17 protein-coding genes and 2 riboswitches are annotated in these 19365 nt (G+C 50.4%); of the genes, 9 read left to right on the plus strand and 8 right to left on the minus strand.

The features are described 5' to 3' along the window. Positions 1-134: 134 nt before the first annotated feature. From ACX1DY_RS17110 to ACX1DY_RS17135, 6 genes are all read left to right on the plus strand, one after another. Entirely contained in the window at positions 135-824 is a 690-nt protein-coding gene (locus ACX1DY_RS17110; RefSeq protein ID WP_458965395.1) for a response regulator transcription factor, read from the plus strand. Continuing rightward, positions 817-1914, plus strand: coding sequence for a sensor histidine kinase (locus ACX1DY_RS17115; protein WP_458965396.1), 1098 nt, complete (start codon positions 817-819; stop codon positions 1912-1914). Before ACX1DY_RS17110 ends, ACX1DY_RS17115 begins: the two co-directional genes overlap by 8 nt. Before the next feature lie 83 nt (positions 1915-1997). Next, positions 1998-2873, plus strand: a complete 876-nt coding sequence (locus ACX1DY_RS17120; RefSeq protein WP_458965397.1) for a M15 family metallopeptidase — start codon at positions 1998-2000, stop codon at positions 2871-2873. Then, positions 2870-3355: a VanZ family protein gene (locus ACX1DY_RS17125; RefSeq protein WP_458965479.1), complete on the plus strand. Its 486-nt coding sequence runs from the start codon at positions 2870-2872 to the stop codon at positions 3353-3355. Before ACX1DY_RS17120 ends, ACX1DY_RS17125 begins: the two co-directional genes overlap by 4 nt. A gap of 91 nt (positions 3356-3446) precedes the next feature. Next, complete coding sequence (locus ACX1DY_RS17130; RefSeq protein WP_458965398.1) at positions 3447-4967, plus strand: family 43 glycosylhydrolase; 1521 nt, start codon at positions 3447-3449, stop codon at positions 4965-4967. A 257-nt stretch (positions 4968-5224) separates the two neighbouring features. Then, complete coding sequence (locus ACX1DY_RS17135) at positions 5225-6622, plus strand: sedoheptulokinase (RefSeq protein ID WP_458965399.1); 1398 nt, start codon at positions 5225-5227, stop codon at positions 6620-6622. Positions 6623-6644: 22 nt separating this feature from the next. Here ACX1DY_RS17135 and ACX1DY_RS17140 read toward each other — a convergent pair whose 3' ends face one another. Beyond that, positions 6645-7205, minus strand: a complete 561-nt coding sequence (locus tag ACX1DY_RS17140) for an acetylglutamate kinase (protein ID WP_458965480.1) — start codon at positions 7203-7205, stop codon at positions 6645-6647. Positions 7206-7408: 203 nt separating this feature from the next. After that, positions 7409-10522 (minus strand): beta-galactosidase, LacZ type, encoded by a 3114-nt coding sequence (gene lacZ, locus ACX1DY_RS17145; RefSeq protein ID WP_458965400.1) that lies wholly within the window; start codon positions 10520-10522, stop codon positions 7409-7411. A 107-nt stretch (positions 10523-10629) separates the two neighbouring features. On the opposite strand from lacZ, the gene ACX1DY_RS17150 reads away from it, so the two are divergent. Further along, on the plus strand, positions 10630-11451 hold the full coding sequence (locus tag ACX1DY_RS17150; RefSeq protein ID WP_458965401.1) for an AraC family transcriptional regulator: 822 nt from the start codon (positions 10630-10632) through the stop codon (positions 11449-11451). A gap of 306 nt (positions 11452-11757) precedes the next feature. Here ACX1DY_RS17150 and ACX1DY_RS17155 read toward each other — a convergent pair whose 3' ends face one another. The 6 genes from ACX1DY_RS17155 to ACX1DY_RS17180 form a co-directional block, all read right to left on the minus strand. Beyond that, the gene (locus ACX1DY_RS17155; protein ID WP_458965402.1) at positions 11758-13176 is read right to left on the minus strand and encodes a DHA2 family efflux MFS transporter permease subunit; all 1419 of its coding nucleotides are present in this window, start codon (positions 13174-13176) and stop codon (positions 11758-11760) included. Between the two features lie 23 nt (positions 13177-13199). After that, entirely contained in the window at positions 13200-13985 is a 786-nt protein-coding gene (locus ACX1DY_RS17160; protein WP_458965403.1) for an N-acyl homoserine lactonase family protein, read from the minus strand. A 48-nt stretch (positions 13986-14033) separates the two neighbouring features. Next, positions 14034-14813, minus strand: coding sequence for an ABC transporter ATP-binding protein (locus ACX1DY_RS17165; RefSeq protein ID WP_458965404.1), 780 nt, complete (start codon positions 14811-14813; stop codon positions 14034-14036). A gap of 1 nt (position 14814) precedes the next feature. Then, positions 14815-15621 (minus strand): ABC transporter permease, encoded by an 807-nt coding sequence (locus ACX1DY_RS17170; RefSeq protein WP_458965405.1) that lies wholly within the window; start codon positions 15619-15621, stop codon positions 14815-14817. Between the two features lie 61 nt (positions 15622-15682). After that, a complete protein-coding gene (locus ACX1DY_RS17175) occupies positions 15683-16288 on the minus strand; it encodes a cysteine hydrolase family protein (protein WP_458965406.1) in 606 nt (201 codons plus the stop codon). Positions 16289-16302: 14 nt separating this feature from the next. Next, on the minus strand, positions 16303-17355 hold the full coding sequence (locus tag ACX1DY_RS17180; RefSeq protein WP_458965407.1) for an ABC transporter substrate-binding protein: 1053 nt from the start codon (positions 17353-17355) through the stop codon (positions 16303-16305). 112 nt (positions 17356-17467) lie between these two features. Further along, positions 17468-17573: riboswitch (guanidine-I (ykkC/yxkD leader) on the minus strand. A 195-nt stretch (positions 17574-17768) separates the two neighbouring features. Further along, a riboswitch (guanidine-I (ykkC/yxkD leader) is annotated at positions 17769-17876 on the plus strand. A gap of 66 nt (positions 17877-17942) precedes the next feature. Here ACX1DY_RS17180 and ACX1DY_RS17185 point away from each other — a divergent pair. Together ACX1DY_RS17185 and ACX1DY_RS17190 are read left to right on the plus strand one after the other, a co-directional pair. Continuing rightward, positions 17943-18674, plus strand: a complete 732-nt coding sequence (locus ACX1DY_RS17185) for an urea amidolyase associated protein UAAP1 (protein WP_458965408.1) — start codon at positions 17943-17945, stop codon at positions 18672-18674. Between the two features lie 34 nt (positions 18675-18708). After that, on the plus strand, positions 18709-19365 hold the full coding sequence (locus tag ACX1DY_RS17190; RefSeq protein WP_458965409.1) for an urea amidolyase associated protein UAAP2: 657 nt from the start codon (positions 18709-18711) through the stop codon (positions 19363-19365).

The following is a 19365-nucleotide window of genomic DNA, read 5'->3' on the forward strand; positions in this document are numbered from 1 at the left end:
TCAAGAAATTCTTACGACAACAGCGGCTGGAAGTCCAAACATTCCCCGGAGTCACGACCAAATCCCACAAAAAAATCACAAGTTCAATCTTTATAGTATAATAATCCTTATCTGACACAGGAGGCTGTACGAAAATGAAGCCGATTACGATCTTGATTGCGGATGATGAGACTGAAATCGCCGAGCTGATCGCCATGCATCTGGAAAAGGAAGGGTATCTTACGATCACTGTCGCCGACGGGAGCGCAGCCATTCAGGCCATCCAGTCCCAGCCGGTGGATTTGGCGATACTCGATGTGATGATGCCGAAGCTGGATGGCCATGAGGTCACTCGTCAAATCCGCGAGAAATACCGGATGCCGATTATTTTTTTGAGCGCAAAGGCCTCGGATCTGGATAAAATCACCGGACTGGTCATCGGGGCAGATGACTACATGACCAAACCGTTTAACCCGATGGAATTGGTTGCACGGGTCAAGGCCCAACTGCGCCGCTTCATACAGCTGAACCCGTCACCCGCAGATTCCCCGTCTATGCTGCAAATCGGCGGGTTAACCATCGACCCGGAAAAGCGCACAGTTACGATATATGATCAAACGGTAGAGCTGACGCCGAAGGAATTTGATATTTTGCATCTGCTCGCAAGTCATCCCAATAAGGTGTTCAGCGCGGAGAATATCTTTTTGCAGGTTTGGGGCGAGTCATACTACGACAGCGGGAATACAGTAATGGTCCACATCCGCACACTCCGCAAGAAGCTAGGCGAAGACCCCAAGAAATTTATAAAAACCGTATGGGGAGTAGGGTATACGTTCAATGACTAGACAAAGGCGCAGCTTTCGCACCAGTATGCTGATGCTGTTCGGACTTAGCATGCTCATCTCAGGTTTACTCACTTATTTGGTCTATAAAGTCTTGCAGCGATATTATCATGAGAAGGTCTTTGCGGAGGATGATTTGGCCCGAATGAGACTTTTCATAAACCAGGTAGGGGATTTGAATTTCTTTTTAATCCTGTTTATACCGCTTGCGATTATCTTTTTCTTCCTGCTGACCAAGCGCTACGCAGATTATTTTGAGAGGATTTCCGGGGGGATACATAAGCTGGCCAACGGCGACTTTGACTCGCGGGTGGAAATAATCTCCCATGATGAGTTCCAGCTCATTGCCGAAGACATTAACCGGGCCAGCGAACAATTGCAAAAAGCTTTGGAACGAGGCGATTTTGCTGAAAGCAGCAAGGATCAACTGGTGCTGAACCTGGCCCATGACATCCGAACCCCGTTGACCTCTGTTCTGGGATATTTGGATTTTATTCTGAAATCTGCGGATTTAACGCCTGAACAGGCCCGCCATTATACAACCATTGCCTATGCCAAATCACAGCGGCTTGAGAAGCTGATCGAGGAGCTGTTCGAGATCACCCGGATGAACTACGGGAAGCTGACCGTGCATAAGGAGCCGATTGACCTTAGTGAGCTGTTGCTCCAATTGAACGAGGAGCTGTTCCCGCTTTTTGAACAGAGCAAGCTGGTCTCCCGCCTTTACATTGATCCGCATCTGGTGGTTCCGGCAGACGGGGAGCTGCTTGCCCGTGTCCTTGAGAATCTTCTGACCAATGCTTTGAGATACGGCAAAGACGGGCAATATGTGGATATACATTGCAGGCAGGAGGCTGCTTCCGGAGCAGCGGTTGTTCAGGTGACCAATTACGGGCATTTCATCCCGCCGGAGGAGCTGCCTTACCTTTTTGATATGTTCTATACTGGTGACAGGGCACGGACCTCTAGTGAAGGCAGTACCGGCCTTGGCCTGTTCATCGCTAAAAACATCGTGGAGGGACACGGGGGGACCATATCCGCCGAGAGCAGTGTAACCAAGACGATCTTTGAAATACGCTTGCCGCTAATTTAAGAAAAACTTTATTTTTAGCCCACTTTGAACTTAAACATTTCCCATTAGTCTAGGTGAAGACACACTAAAGGGAGATGCTTATTGTGAAGAAGTGGCTTTTTTTATGCATAGTACTGCTCGTCATCGGATTTAAATTCTATCAGAAGGAAGAGGCGTCTATAAAATACCGGCCAGATACAGAGAATGTCGCTGTGCAATCAGACGCTGAGGGCAGCGAGAAGACGATACATATTAATAAAGAACAAATTTACGAGGGAAATCTGATACTGGTCAATAAAGATTATCCTATCCACAAGAAAGGTACTGCTTCAGACATCATCAAGTTATCTCAGCATGAAGAGCTGACTAACGGATTTAGCCTGCTCGATCATTCAATACGGCTGTCGCAATCTGTGACGGAGCAGTTTGCACGGTTGACGGAAGCTGCGGCAGAGGAGGGGGTTACCCATTTTCGGATCAGCAGCGGCTACAGGGATTCTGAAGAGCAGGAGGTCCTGTACCGGGAGAAAGGAGCCGATTATGCGCTGCCTGCAGGATATAGCGAGCATAACTCAGGGTTATCGCTGGATATTGGTTCTACCCTTGGTGAAATCGGGAAAGCGGCTGAAGGTGATTGGCTCAAAGCTAACGCCTGGAGATATGGATTTATTTTAAGATATCCGAAGGACAAGACAGCAATTACCGGCATTAAGTATGAAGCATGGCATTTCCGCTATGTCGGCCTGCCCCACAGCCAAATTATGAAGGACAAGAATATGGTTCTGGAAGAATATCTGGAATATCTGAAGCAGCAGAGGAGAGTGCAGATTACTGTCGATAACCGAAAATATCTGGTATTGTATGCCCCCGTTTCCAAGAATGCGAGCATTCAAGTTCCGGCTGGCCATCCTTATGAGATTTCAGGAAACAACAGCGACGGCGTTATCGTCACGGTTCTGTTGAGTACGTGGAAGTTATGAAGCGGCTGAGTCGAAGTCTCATTATCCTGCTTTATGTCGTGTATTTGTACCTGCTGACCAAAATTATCCTGTTCAAGTTTGGCTCAGGGGACATCAGAAATCTTTGGGAACAGCTGCAACTGGCGCTGGAAGATCCTAGGCGCATTCAGAACCGGTTGATGTTTGCGAATTTCATTCCGTTTGTATCCATAAGGGGCAATCTGGAAAGGCTGTCCAATCCGCATGACTTTATCAATCTGGTGGGGAATATCGCACTTTTTGTTCCTCATGGAATGTTCATACGGTTAATGGTAAAAAGAAGCTTTGTCAAAGCACTCCTCTACTCCCTGGGGTTAAGCTTAGGATTGGAATGCTCCCAGCTTATCTTTTCTATAGGGACTTTCGATGTGGATGATCTTATTCTTAACACCCTCGGAGGCTTGCTTGGATATGGAATATTCATGAAAAAATCACAAAACGTTACTATTCAAAGTAAATCGTAAGTTTGTACCCTTACTATTTAAAATCAAAACGTTATAGTATAAATCGAGCAAGATGAACTGCCAATATCTCAAAGTGGAAAGGAAGTCGACAATGAAAGCTTTTGTTAAAAAGCATCGCCTTCTTCATAGCTTTCTGCTGCTTATGTCTGCCGTACTGCTCTTTGGGGCAGCCAGCGCGAGTGCTTCAAGCGAAACACTCACAAACGATGTGTTCTGGAAGGATACCTCTAACAATCCTATCTATTCGCAGGGCGGAGGCATATTGAAGGTAGGCAGCACTTATTATTGGTATGGCGTCAAGTATAACGGGGCGGTGACCTATTACAACAATCCCGTCTCCAAGAACAATGATTCCAGCTTAAATGCAGTGACTTGCTATTCTTCTACAGATTTGGTCCATTGGAAGTTCGAAGGAAATGTGATTAACTCGGCTTCCGATGGTTCAACCTGGGACACCGATTGGGTGGGCAGGCTGGGTGTAGTCTACAACAGCAATACCAAGAAATATGTGCTCATTACCCAATATGTCGGGTCCGCCGGATCGGGGATCGCTTTTGCAACGAGCAGCAGTCCTACAGGGACCTTTGTTTTTGATCATGTGCAGACTTCCATTGCCAATGTAGTGAACAATATGTCGGGGGATCAGTCGATATTTATCGACGACGACGGCAAGCCTTACCTGGTCTTCAGCAACACCAAAGGGCGAAGCCATCTGTATGTATCGCCGCTGCGCTCCTCGGATTATCTGAATGTCGAACCGGCTACCAATGTGTTCAACAGCAGTTCGGGCGGCCGGGAAGGCAACGCCATGTTCAAGTACAATGGGGTTTATTATTTAGCTTCCTCCGATTTGCATGGCTGGAATGCTTCCCATACGTACTACATTACCGCCACCAATATTCTCGGCCCGTATTCCGCTGAAGCGGTAATGAATAATACAGATGCGGATTTCTCGCACGTCACACAGACCGGGCTATTTGTCAGCGTACAGGGAACCTCCGGTACCACCATCCTGTTCGGAGGCGACCGCTGGAGTGATTTTGCCGGAAATGGGATCGGATACAATCAATGGATGCCGATTACTTTTAACGGAAGCGTTCCAACACTCAATTCCTTGAGCGAATTCAATCTCGATGCGACGGCGGGCACGTGGAGTGTTGGAAGCGGCAACAATTATGCGCTTAACCCGAGCTATGAAGCGGACCGGGTAGCACAGACTGCTCTGGCGGGCTGGACGAATTGGACGAATGCCGCTGCGGACCCGAACAGCAATGTACTCGGCGGGCATACTGGAAGATGGTCTGCACAGCAATCGGGAACGGCAGCCTACAGCACCAGCCGGTACCAGAATCTGACCAATTTACCTAACGGCACATATACGCTAAAAGTATGGGTTCAAAGCAGCGGCGGGCAAATGGCCGCCCAGATCTTTGTGAAGAACTACGGCGGGGCGGAAAAGAATGCAGCCATCAACACAGCCATTGGCAGTTGGACACAAGTTACCATTCCCAACATCAATGTGACGAATGGCTCTGCCCAGATCGGGGTCTACAGTGTCGCAAATGCCGGCAATTGGGTTAAGGTGGATGACTGGACATTCATTAAGAATTAACCGGATTAAGTTAATCCAAGCAGAAACGGCTTCGCCGTCCTTAAAAGAAGCCTATGCTTCCGAAGCAGCGATACTCTGTATCGCTTTCAGGTATCCGTTTCAGCGAGAAATATAAGGATGATTCATGGCGTAAAACATATAAATCTTATATTTTAAAAAGCCAAAGGGTACATAGCGCCATTCAGGGCTGCTGTTGTACCCTTTTTAGTTGGCTGAAATTCACGTATAATGCTTAGAAGTAAACAGGAGGGAAGCATATGAAAATAATCGGACTGGACATTGGCACGACCTCCATTTCCGGCTTAGTGTACGATTTGGAGCAGCGCAGTGTACTGCATGTCATTACAGAAGCGAATCCGGCTAACCTGCCCGGCAGTCAAGGGGAATGGGAGCGCCTGCAAGATCCGGAGGCCATTGTGCAATCTGTGAAAAGAGTGCTTGAGCAACTGCTCACCCGGGTGCCTGACGCAGCGGGAATTGGACTTACCGGACAAATGCACGGCATTGTATATACAGATCAAACGGGCAAGCATGTGAGTCCGCTGTTTACCTGGCAGGATGGCAGAGGAGGGCTGCCGTATGACAATGACAGCTCTCATACCTATGCGCAGAAGCTAAGCGAAGCAACGGGATATACCATCGCCCCCGGTTATGGACTGGCAACGCATTTCTATAACATGCAGCACGGCCTTGTCCCTCATGAAGCGGTCAGCATGTGCACAATTGCTGATTATGCGGCGATGCGGCTCACCGGAAGGACAATTCCCCTTATGGAAGCGACTCAAGCTGCGGGATTAGGCTGTTACAGCTTCGCTGCCGGTGATTTTGACAAGCTGGCCCTTGCAAAAGCGGGGATACATCCTGACATGCTGCCCAAGGTTGTCCCGTCGGGGACCCCGGTTGGCCTCACCGATGACGGCCTTACAGTATACACATCAATTGGTGACAACCAGGCCAGCTTTCTTGGCAGTGTGCCGTTTCCTGAGGAAGCAATGCTGCTTAACATCGGAACGGGAAGCCAGCTATCCGTACTGCTTAGTGATTCAAGCAGCTATACCGAAGAGCTGGAGGCGCGGCCTTTTCCCGGTGGGGGTCATCTGCTCGTCGGCGCCGCCCTTAGCGGCGGGAAATCCTATGCGCTTCTGGAACAATTCTTCCGGCAAATAATTGAAGCCTATACCGGGGAAACCCAAGGTGAGCTATACCCGTTAATGGACACACTTTTACAGAATGAGACCTCCTCAGGCGGTCTAAAGGTGAAGCCGCAGTTTCTGGGAACACGGCTTAATTCTGAAGCGCAGGGCAGGATAGAGGGGATTACGCCGGGCAATTTCACACCCGGTATGCTGACCCATGCTTTTCTTCAAGGAATGGTCGATGAATTGTATGCTTTTTATAGAAGCCTTGGAGATGCGGAATCCGCGAAGCCTTGGACACGGTTAATCGGCTCGGGCAACGCACTGCGCGCAAATCCGGTTCTCTGCAGGAAGGTAGAAGAGAGGTTCGGACTGCCGCTGCTGCTAAGCTCAGCTATGGAGGAAGCTGCGGTCGGCGCAGCGTTATGCGCAGCGGTTGGCGCAGCGTTATGCGCAGCGGTTGGCGCGGGAATGATCGGCAGCTTCAGGGAAGCAGGGAAGTATCTTGGATGGAGGTAATGGCTGGACTGAAGCTGAACAATCAGAACATTTGCGGGAATTGATTGATGATTGCAGTGCTGATCATATCGGCCATAATCAGAGCCTCTTTTTCGATCCGGTCATAGAGCTGCACACTTAATTTGTAATCTTTATTCAGCAAGGATACAGCTTCTGCTTTGGTTAATGCCAGATGCGAATAGAACATTTTTCTGAACTGTTCTTTCGGGAAATATGGATTGATGCGGCTTAGAAATTCAACAATTTGGTCAGCATTTGCGTACCACTTTTTCTCCGCTACCGCAGCAGCTTGCTGGTCGCCTGCCTTAGCAGCTTTGACAAGGTCTACTGCAATGACTAAATGCTCTTTAATAAGATTGCTGTAGGTTTGGGCTGCAGCTTCACCATAGAAGGGCTTCAGTGCTTCCCCCATATCCGGTCCGTTTTGCAGAAGCCGGGCCACGACCACATCGGTGTCAGGCAAATCAAAAACAATGCTGAGGATTGCCATTCGGGTCCAGGCCACATGCTGCTCCCAAAGCGATCTCATGTGATTCATGTAATCAACCTGCGCTCTGCTCAGGCATTCCTGCTTTGCCGGCATATATATTGGCATCGGATGGGGATAGGCATATCGCATTCTATCTACGGTAAAACAAGGCCCCCAATAAGGTTGCATCATTGTATCCTCCTTAGGAAATATATAACCAATAATATGGTTCATTTGCCTAAGTGGTTCATCATAAACTCTCATTATTAAAAAAAGGCGCGACCCCCAGCTTCATGCCGGTGATCGCGCCTTTTAGATTAAAGTATGGACAGGGTAAAGTGGAAAGTATAAGGCCGGTTAGCCGGAAGTGTGAACTGATCATGCGTTGGTGCGCCCCAGCTATCATCTCCGCCGACACCCATTTGTTTGTAGTTGACTCTCAGCACACTCTTGGTGGAAACCGGCAGCTTATAAGGATGATCGCTTGCTTCCAGCTCTTCCGGCGTCCAAGGAAGCACGTTAACTTCCATAGGCAAGGTGCTCTCCAGATGAAATCCGCTGCCTGTTGCGCTCTCCGTAAGGGAAGCAAAACGTACATCGGTTTTGTTGCCGCATTCCTGAGGACGGAGATAATTAATGAACTGCTCACTTACCTTGCCGGTATAACGTCCCAGCTTGGCGCCAGTCTTCCGGTCCCAATAGTTCTCATGCGGCCCATTGCCATACCAGGACACGGTATCGAGCTGTTCATCCAGCAAGAACACCAGCCCGAATTCAGGAATTTCCGGCAGTCCGGCGCTTCCCGGGTTCATTTCCTGAGTGATTTCCACAGTTCCGTCCGGGGTAATTTCATAGCGCAGACGCAATGTGGAAGCAGGACTCGTAGCCAGCAGGTAGTTGACCGTCACAACGCAGAAATTGTCGCCGGTGGAGTAGGAGAAGCCCGTGAGTGTTCTGTTGTAGGAAGCTTCTTTCCAGACTGCACAGCGTTTGTCCAGGCCATTGCCCAGGTCGTTGTCCGTTACCGCTCTCCAGAAGTTAGGTCTTACAGGTGCAAGCAGACGTTCCTTCCCGGAAGATGTATAGGAGAATAAGTCTCCGGTTGCGGTGCTGAATGCCAGCGCGAATTGCTCGCCTTGAATGGTGACAGCCTGCTCTTGTTCGGTTACGCGCAGTCCATTTCCAGCGGTGTGGGAAGCGCTTCTTCCGATGTAAGGTGTCAATACAAACTGTTCCCAGGCGATCTCATGATCAGGCTGCGACCAAGAGGTTGCCTCATGCTGGATGAAGGAAAGGGTGAGGACAGCTTCTTGCTCCTCGGTAATGGAGCTCCATTCATAAGGAACAGTGATTTGGGCGGTTTCCCCAGGCTCGGCAGAGACGCGCAGAGCACCTTGTTGTTCAGCCTGACCGTTCAAGGCAATTTCCCAGTTCAGCTCGAACTCTTCAATATTCGTGAACAAGAATCCGTTACGGATCTGGAACAGTCCTTTTTGAAGATCAACAGCCGTTATTTTCACATTCTGATAGCATTTCTTAACCTCAAGCAGCTTAGGTGTTACAGCACGGTCGGCGAACAGCAAGCCGTTGCCGCTGAAGTTGCCGTCATGCGGGGTTTCGCCAAAATCGCCGCCGTAAGCCAAGTACTCGATACCCTTAGCAGTTTTGGTGCGGATCGCCTGATCGACCCAGTCCCAGATGAAGCCGCCCTGGAGGATATCATATTTGTCAAACAGGTCCGTGTACAAATGCAGACCGCCGCAGGAGTTGCCCATCGCATGGCTGTATTCGCAGAGGATATATGGCTTCTTCGGCTCATTCAGCGCATATTTTTCAACGTCAACCGGCTTCACATACATCGTGGATTCGATATCGCTTGCCGCTTCCGATGGACGGTAGTGGAAAATACCTTCATAATGAATAACCCGGCTCGGGTCAGCTTCCTGCAGCATATCATGCATCGCGATAAAGTTGTCGCCGCCGAAGGACTCATTGCCGAGTGACCAGATGATGACGGACGGGTGGTTCTTGTCTCTTTGCATCATGGAGTTGCAGCGGTCGAGCACATTGGCGCGCCATTCCGGCTTGCTTGCAGGAACGTTGAATTCATTCAGTTCCTTTTGCCCATATTTCCAGGAGCCATGTGTCTCCAGGTTGGTTTCGTCAATAACATACAGTCCATACTGGTCGCACAGCTCATACCAAATGGATTGGTTCGGGTAATGGGAGGTACGCACCGCATTGATGTTATGGGCTTTCATCAGCTCGATGTCGCGGATCATATCCTCTTTGCCAAGCGCACGACCGGTCTCACAGGAGAATTCATGGCGGTTCGTGCCCTTGAAGAGAATTCTTTTTCCGTTAATCTTCATCAGACCGTCCTTGATTTCAAATGTGCGGAAGCCCACCTTGCTGCTGACCGCTTCCAGTAAATGCCCCTGTTCATCCAGCAATGAAATGACAAGCGTATATAAATTAGGCTTCTCAGCGCTCCATTTAAGCGGGTCCGCAACAGGCGCCCCCAGCTTGAGCTTCAGGACATCGTTTTCATTAAAAGATACTTCACCGGACACCGGTGCTGTCCAGACCGTCTTGCCGCTGGCGTCATAGAGCTGCATTTGAAGCGTGTACGGACTCAATTTCGCGTTAAAATAATTCTCGACCTTCAGGTCCACATTCAGCTCCGCATCAACATACTGCTCATCCAGATCGGTATGAACGAAGAAATCGGCAATGTGCACAGAAGGGGCTGTATACAGATAGACATCACGGAAAATACCGCTGAGCCGCCAGAAATCCTGATCCTCCAGCCAGCTTGCATCACACCAGCGGTAGACTTCAACCGCCAGCTTATTTTCACCTTCCTGAATGTATGGAGTAATGTCGTATTCAGATGGGGTAAAGGTGTCTTCGCCATAGCCGACCAATTCTCCATTCACCCATACATAAAAGGCGGATTCTACGCCCTGGAAGCTGAGGTAGACCGGCTGGCCTGTCCAGGCTTCCGGCACTGTAAAGGTACGTACATAGGAGCCTACCGGATTATAGACTGTTGGTGCAAAAGGCGGCTTCAAATCCGGCTCGGATACTGCCCACGGATAACGCACATTCGTATATTGAGGGTAGTCATGGCCATGGAATTGCCAGTGGGACGGCACAGGAATTTCAGCCCAGCTGCTGCTGTCATAGTCTGCTGTATAGAAGTCCTTGATCCGCTGCTCCGGAGTTTCGGCGAAGGCGAATTTCCATGTGCCGTTCAGCGAGCGGTAATTAGGGGAAGCGGTTTTGTCTCCGTGCAAGGCTTCACTAATGCTGGTGTAAGAAATCATGGAAGCATGCGCTTCCAAACGGTTCAGTTGAAAAATTTCGGGGTTATTGTTCCATTCCGGGTAGCCATTGGCTGGCGGCTGATAGATAAACTTCTTGCGCACATTAACATCTCCTCATGTTATGATATTCATATTATAAATTGGAGACATTGCAAGGGATATAGTAAAATATTCGCACGCATATCAAAATATGAAACTGGAGAGCGGACATGGAGAGCAAACTGATATTTTGTGAGACGGAGGACATCTCGTTACTCCCGCTGTATGTGACAACCGTCGGATTCTGGGAGCATCAGCCCGAAATGGAGCGGCCTACAGGCTTTCCGGATTATCAGCTGCATCAGGTGCTGGAAGGCAAAGGGGAACTGATTCTGGGGGATAAGCGTTACATTGTGGAGCCGGGGGATGTGTTCTTTCTGTTCCCGAATATTAAGCATGCCTATGCTCCCATCAGCCAGCAGTGGAAGCTGTCATGGGTCTCATTCAGCGGAAGGGAGGCGGGAGGGATGCTGCTGTATGCCGGAATCCGGGAATCCGGTCTGGGAAGGCTCAGCGATCACCAATTAATGAAGCCACTGGAGAAGATGCTGCTGATGCCAAACGGCAACGACCTGGAGGAGAATCTGGAACGCTCCAAGCTGCTCTATGCACTGCTGCTCGACCTCAAACACCTGTTGTCGGCGCCTGCGAATGAGAAGGATGAAATGGAACGCATCAAGCCGGTGCTCCAGCATATTGAGCTTAATCTGCACCGGCCGCTGGCGCTGAAGGAATTAGCCGACGTGGCTTCCGTGTCACCGCAATATTTATGCCGCTTGTTCAGGCGGACGATGCATGAGCGGCCTGTAACCTATATCAACAAACAGCGGATTAACCGGAGCAAGCAACTGATGTTCAGCGGCAGAGAGAAAAAAATTTATGAAATCGCGGAGCAGGCCGGATTCGAGAACACGAGCTATTTTTGTGCGGTGTTCAAACGGGTGACCGGAATGAAGCCGGAGGAGTTCAAGCAGCTTCATGGCCTGGCTTAAGGTGAGGCCTGTGGTTGACAAAGGGCTGGCTCACAGTAGATTTATCTACGAATGAGCCAGCCCTTTTTATTCGAAGCAGGGAGCATATATAAGTTAAACTTTAAAGGAATCATAAAAAGGTAGGAGTGCGGAGGGGGAAGTTTGGAACTGGAGGAGCGGTAGCGTCCGCCTTTGTCTCCGGATGTTATCCGCTATTAGCGGTACAATCCAAAACATCTGGAGACAACAGCGGCCGGAAGTCCAAACATTCCCCGTAGTTACGACCAGACCCTAATATGAAAATCTAAAGTTCCACTTATACAGTTGTCAGGAAATCTTGCCGGATTTGCGGAAGGTAAGCACTAGCGGCAGCATACAGACCAGCATGAAGGCTACCAGCATGAACACCTGCTGCACACCGAAGACTACGGCTTCAGAGCTGCTAACTGCTGCCGGCCCGTCTGAAGTGTACACCTCCGTTCGCCAGGTGTAGAAGGCAGTGAAAATTGCAATAGACAGCGAACCCATGCATTGGCGGAACCAACTGGTCATTGAGGTGGCGTACCCGATCAGGTTATCGGGCAGGCCGGACAGACCTGCATTCATCAGCGGCATTGACGAGAAGGCGATGCCGACATTGCGGGTAACCGTCCACAGAATCACTTCGCTATTAGCTGTATCCACTGTCATGCGTGAGAGCATCCAGGTGCCAAGCACCATCAGGGAAATCCCCGCAGCCGCCAGCTTCATCGGCCCCAGCCGGGAATACAATTTGCCTACCAATGGGAGCAGCAGCACCATCACAACAGAAGAAGGCAGCATTACAAGCCCGGTGCTGGCAGCGGGGACCCCTTTGGCCGTCTGCAGAAAATAGGGCACGAAGTAGACCGCCGCGAACAATGCGGCATTAATTAGTCCGAGCAGCAGCACGCTTATCGCGTAAGCGCGGTTCTGAAATACGCGGAATTCGAGTAGCGGAGTATCCGCTCTGAGCTGCCGTCTAACGAAGAGAATCAGCAGTAGGATTCCAGCCGCGAGCAGCAGTAAGGTCCTGGTGTCCAGGAGGCCCCAGGCGGAGGCCTTGCTGAAGGCGAACAGCACAGTGAAGCTGCCGATACTGGATAATACAGCACTGAGCTTGTCCAGCCGCATGCTTGAATCTCCCGGACTTGCGGGTACATAACGGAGGACAAGGAGAATGGACAGCAGGAGCAGCGGTAAGTTCAACAGGAACAGCCACCGCCAGCTTAAGAACTGCAGACAAAGGCCGGAAACGGCAGGGCCAAGTGCCGGACCAAGCCAGCCTGCTGCTTCCCAGAGACTGACTGCCATCGGCTGCTGCTTGCGTTCAACCGTCCGGTAGAGCAGGGTAAGTGTGACGGGCAGCATCAGTCCGGCACTGCCCCCTTGAATCACCCGTGCGGCAATCAGGAAGAGGGGATTCCAGGCCAAGGAGCAGAGAAGAGAGGCGAAGGAGAAGCCGATTAGCGTAGTGGCGTACACCTTCTTCGTGCCGAATCTGGAAATCAGGAAGCCGGCGAGCGGTGAGCCGATGCCTATAGCCATCATATATCCCGTAAGCGCCCACTGGATGACCGGCATTTCGGTATGAAACACCTTCATCAGCGTCGGTACGGCAAGATTGACTGTGCTTGTATTCAGATTCGAGATAAATACACTGCAGAAGACAGCAATCATAATAGGCGCCAGCGGGACGGAGGCGGCCTGCTTGGGTGTGGATTTCAATGCGTTACATCTCCTTGCAGATTTCAATCATAGTAGAGCGGTGCCAGCTTGGCGGTCTGGATAAAATTCGGATCATGCAGCGGGAACAGAATGCTGCCGGGTTCTTCGGCAAGCTGCTTCAGCCGCAGGATGGAAGCCAGAGCTTGTGCGTCATCACTTGCAGTGCCGGGAAGCAGCTCCTGCTCGAAATTCTGCAGGAAGTCTCCGGCATCGAAGGTGAGCACAAGACGGCTCCCGCCAGGTAAAGAGATAAGTGCGGACTGATGCCCGGGCGTATGTCCGGGTGTGGCGATGAGCTGTATGCCCGGCATCAGCTCGCAGTCTCCTTCAATGAGCTGCCAGTCCAGATCGGGAAGATTGTAATCCTCTATGATATTTCCCAGCTCAGGCGGTGTGTGCAGAGCATAATGATGTTCTGCCCGCTGGGCGATAATTTTCGCGTGGCGGAACAGCTTCAGATAGCCTGTATGATCGGCGTGCAGATGGGACAGCACGACCTGTTGAATGTCTTCCGGGCGCACTCCAATTTCCTTGAGTTGACCGGTCAGAGAATGGGCAGGCTGCACAACAGGAAGCGTGGTCCAGCCCCGGTCGGTATAATAGGTCTTGGCGAGAACCGGATCATGGATACGTGAAGCGTCGATGCCTGTATCGAACAGGACCCAGCCTGTATCGGTTTCTGCAAGATAAGCGCAGATTGGCTCTGCAACAATAATGCGGTTATCGCTGCCCCGGATGGAAACTCCCAGCGGGAGCACCTCGAAACCGCACAGCAGGACGTATAATTTTTTGACTGCAGTAGCTGTCATAATGCCTCCTATCCGCACAGGGCTGCTGGCCCGGATTCGCTTATGATATTATTCCTTGGAATGCAGCAGATCAACGATTTCCTTCTTGAGCGCGATAAATGGCTCCGAATCCTTAAGTTCCTTGTTCTGGCGCATATCGGCGGGGATTTCAATCTCCCGGACAATGCGGCCGGGCCGGCTTTTCATCACATACAGTCTTTCCGACAGGAAGATCGCTTCCTCAATATCGTGGGTGATGAAGAGGATGGTCGCTTTCTCATGCTTTTGAATATTCAGCAGCAGCTCCTGCATGTCTCCCCGCGTCTGTGCGTCCAGTGCGGCAAAGGGCTCGTCCATTAGCAGCATCTCCGGGGAATTGGCCAGCGCTCTGGCAATCGCCACCCGCTGCTTCATACCGCCGGACAACTGCTTGGGATAGGTATCCCCGAAATTCACAAGGTTCACCAGCTCCAGATATTTATCGGAGACTTCTCTGCGCTGCTTGCGCGGAACGTTCTTTAGCGCCAGGCCGAACTCGATGTTGTCGCGGACAGTCAGCCAGGGGAAGAGCGTATAGGATTGAAAAACAACACCACGGTCTGCACCCGGACCCTCAATCGTTCTGCCGGAGATGGAGGCTGCTCCCGAGGAAGCATCTTCAAGACCTGCCAGGATCCGCAGCATGGTAGATTTCCCGCAGCCGGAAGGGCCGACAAGGGTAACGAACTCATTTTCATAAATATGCGCGTCTACATGATCCAGGGCCAGAAAAGTGTCCTTTTTAGTTTCATAGCTTTTGGATAAGGAATTAACTACGATTTTGCGTTTTCTGGATTGGTTTGTGCTCATTTTATCGTCCTCCTTCAGCCCAAGGGAACAGCTTCTTATTGAGCAGTGCGAACAGCCGGTCAATAATCAGCCCCAGCAGCCCGATGATAAGAATTGCCATGAAAATAGTCTCAGTCTGCATATAACGCTGTGCGCGAATAATCATGAATCCAAGCCCCGAGCTTGCAGCGAACAGCTCGGCCGCCACCAGGTAGGACCAGGCCCAGCCCATGATCAGGCGCATGGAGTTCATCAAATCTGGAAGCAACGCTGGCAGAAGCACCTTGCGGAGCACCTGGATTTTGCTTGCACCGAGTGTATAGGATGCCTGCAGCAGTTCACCGGACACGGATTTGGCATTGTCGGCAACCATCAGTACCATCTGGAAGAAGCAGCCGACGAAGATCACCGATATTTTGGCGGATTCACCCAGCCCGATCCATACAATAATTAAAGGAATGAAGGCCGTAGCCGGCATATAGCGGATAAATTCAGTTACAGGCACGATGATAGCCTCGAAAATCTTGAACGTACCGGCAAGAATGCCGAGCGGAATAGCGAGCAGACAGGTCAGCAGATAGCCCATCAGTACACGGTAGGCGCTGATCCCGACATAACCCCAGAAATCCGCATCTTGCAGATTCGTTGTGAAGGACTGCCATACTTTTCCCGGTGACGGCAAAAAGGTTGCGCTGACCAAATTCCCATAGCTGAGCAGGCTCCAAATCGCGAGTATAGCGGCAAATGTAGCAAATACAGTGATCAAATATACCTTGCGGCTGATGTCACCGCGGATTTTGAACAACTGCCTGTTATTCTTTTTCTTCATCTAAAAGCTCTCCCTCCGTTAAGCAGCCTTGCGGATTACTTATGGTTGACAAGCACCCGTATTAAACGGATGCTCGCTTTTCCTTGCCCCAAGCTTCAATTAATGGAACCATTTCATCGGAATTTGTGCGGGATGCATGCTGCAGATAAGTCATGGCCTTGAGAGACGCTTCGTGTGCTTCATCACTGGAGCCACGGCAGGCGTCATGAAGGACACGGATATAATAATCATGCTGATGGGCATCCACAGCGGTGTAATGTACGCAGACATCTGTGTAATAGCCGCCCATGATCAGCGTTTGAATGTTCAGCCCGCGCAGCAGAATGTCCAGGTCTGTACCGAAAAAGCAGCTATACCGGCGTTTCATATTGGTAAACTCTCCATCAATAGGCTGCAGACGCTCAATTATATCAATATACTCCGAGCCCTCCAGGCAATGGATGTTCTCGGTTCCGTCCAGCTCCCGGCCATAATCGACCATTTCCTTGCGGTGAATTTCCTGGAAGAAAATGACCGGCATGCCGGCCTCCCTGGCAGCTTTCAGCACACGCTCCAGTGCTACAACGGACGCTTCCACATCCTTGGCGGGAGATTTGTAGATTCCTTTTTGCGGGTCAACCAGCAGGAGGGCGGGATTGCCAACGATTTTACGCGATTCTTTTTCCATTATTCATTCTCCTTTTATTGGTATAGGAACGTATTGATAATGCCTGCAGGATCGACTGGCGACGTGATGATCTTCTGGTCCATGAAGAATGCGGAGAATCCCTTCATCGTAGTTTCCCATTCTGCCTTGTTATCAACCAGCATCGTTTTGGAGGCATCGGAGGTCGTCAGATCCAATGTGGCAATAGTACTGTCTACAGCAGCAACATCCATGCCCAGCGCATCGGCAACGATTTTTTTGCCTTCATCGGTGGTGCTGAACAGCTTCAGTCCTTCATCAAAAGAAGCAACCATTGCTTTCAGCGCTTCCGGGTGCTCATCAATCATGCTCTTCTTGACAACCAGCGCATCAACGATCAAATTCGGCGCATCCTTAGTGGAGTAGAGCAGGTGTCCGCCCTTGGCGGCAGCTTCGGACAGGTATGGCTCCCAGGTTACTGCTGCATCGACTTTACCCGCCATGAAGGTGGAGCCGGCCAGGTTGTTATTCATATTGACAATATTTACATCGCTTTCCTTCATATTCACTGTCTGAAGTGCATTCAGCAGCAGGAAGTGGGCGACTGAACCGATGGATACGGCAACATCCTTGCCTTTGAGATCCTGCAGAGTGGCGACATCCTTGCTTGCAATAATTCCATCCGCACCTTTGGAACGGTCAATAACAGCAATAACCTGAACCGGGTCCTTCGGATCTTCAGTGGCTTTCATTTGTACAACGGCGTCAAGGGATTGCACAACCGCATCCAGCTTGCCGGACATAAACGCATCCTTCGTATTGCCTTCCATTTGCACAAATTCTACATTTACACCTTTATCGGCAAAAATTTTCTTCTCGTTGGCAACAATCGCACCGGCTGAACCGAGCCACGGGCTGTAGCCAAACCGGATGTTCACATCATCTGCTGCCGGAGCGGCTGAGCTTGAGGCTTCGGTTGTTGGCGCTGTGGTTGCTGCGGCGTTGGCGGCATCATTACTTTTATTGCTCGCATTGCCGGCTCCACAGCCGGCGATAAACAGCAGAGTGGACATGGCGAGTGCAAAAAATCCTTTTTGGTGCTTTTTCATTTAGGTACCCTCCGTTTAATGTGTTATTTACTGTCCTACCCGTTAAATCCAACTGCTGCCTCCTTATGTTATTTTAGGTAAAATGAAAAACCCGGAAGATTATTTGGTAATAATCTCCCGGGTTTTTATCCCTCCGTGTCACATGCCGCATCCAAAAGCAGCAAGTGGTTTACTCTCGGACCTGACCCCGTTAAGGCGGAACCCTAGTAAACTGTTTTGTTTTTAATTTATGTTACGTATACTAACATATGCATTTTTCTTTTGACAAGCTTTTCTTTAAAAAAACATAAAATTCACTGTAAACGTGCCGAAAAATGCTGAAAAATGTCATTTCCCGAATTATTGTTTGACATAAAAATGAATCTAATGTTATATTAACTGACGTAATAGCTAGTGCGATTCTAATTGAATAACTAATAGTCTACTAGGGTTCCGCCGGCATCGCAGCCGGGGCTGGTCCGAGAGTAGACAGCTTGCCGCCGAGCGGCCAGCGGACACGGAAGGATAAAAACCTGGGAGATATCATCGAGACGCCAAGTCTTGTGATGTCTCCCTTTTATTTTTCCATAATACAGACATTAGAGGAGATGAGCGGGATGAAATCGCAGCAGCATTGGAGTGAAACTATGACTCCGGGAGGCAAATGGTCAGGCAGAATCGGGAAGGGGAAGCTGGTCCGCTTTACGGCTTTGGAGCAGGGGGCCAATGTTTCACTTCTTCTGTACAACATGCAGGACTTAACGGAGCGCTATAACATGCCGGATACCCTGAAGGCACAGCACACTGCCCACCTGACTCAAGGCCATGTGCTGATGAGCGACAACGGACGCGCTATGGCCAGCATTGTTCAGGACTCTCTGGGCTGGCATGATCCGCTTGGCGGTTATACCTTGCGTTCGGCGACGGAAGCCAAATATGGAATCAGCCGCTACCAGGAGGTGCGCAATGAACGTTACCGCAGCGGCCAGGACAATTTCTCTGTAGAGCTGGTGCGTAATGGTCTCGCGGTCAGGGATTTGTCACCTGCCATCAATCTGTTCTCCAAAATTTTCTGCGATGAGGAAGGAAATATGCATTTTGCAGACGGACATTGCATTGAGGGGTCCACTGTAACATTGCGTACGGAAATGGACATTCTGCTGCTGGTTTCCAATACTCCTAATCCGCTTGATCCAAGCAGCGTCTATCCTTCGGTTCCGGTCAAAATCGAAATTCTGGGCGCTGAGCCGCTGAAAGCGGACGATGAATGTGTGAACGCCCGGCCGGAGAACCGGCGCGCCTTCGAAAATACATGGAAGTATTACGCGCTTCAAGGCTGAAGCTACATCAATAAGTAACAGGGAGGATACAAAAATGAACGGATTTCATCGGGTGGAAAGCAGCCGTAAGGCTGATGAAGCAATATATAGCATGATCATCCCCGCGGGTGAAGGCTGGATGCAGGAGCTGAAGCCGGGTCAGGTGCTGCGGATTGTTGATCTGGAGGGCAACCAGGCTGCTGATACATTGCTCTATGATGCAGAGCATCCCGAAGATCACTATAGCGCGGTGCAATCTATCGCTGCCCAGAAGAATATCTATCTGACCACCGGCTCTGTGCTGATGACCGAATCGGGTCAGCCGCTTGCCACCATAGTAGCTGATACCTGCGGACGCCATGACACGCTTGGGGGAGCCTGCTCTTCACAGAGCAATACCGTGCGGTATGCCCATGAGAAGGGACATATGCATAACTGCCGGGATACCTTCATGCTCGAGCTGTCACGCCATCCCGAGAGCCATAAATACAGCAAACGCGATTTGTCACCGAACATAAATTTCTTCATGAATGTGCCCGTAACCCCTGCAGGCGGTTTGACCTTCGAGGATGGGGTATCCTCTCCCGGTGCTTATGTGGAGATGCAGGCGCAGCGCCGGACCACGGTGCTGATCAGCAATTGTCCGCAGCTTAACAACCCCTGCAATGCCTATAATCCGACACCGGTGCAGGTACTAATCTGGGATAAATAA

The organism is Paenibacillus sp. BAC0078, from assembly GCF_054483875.1.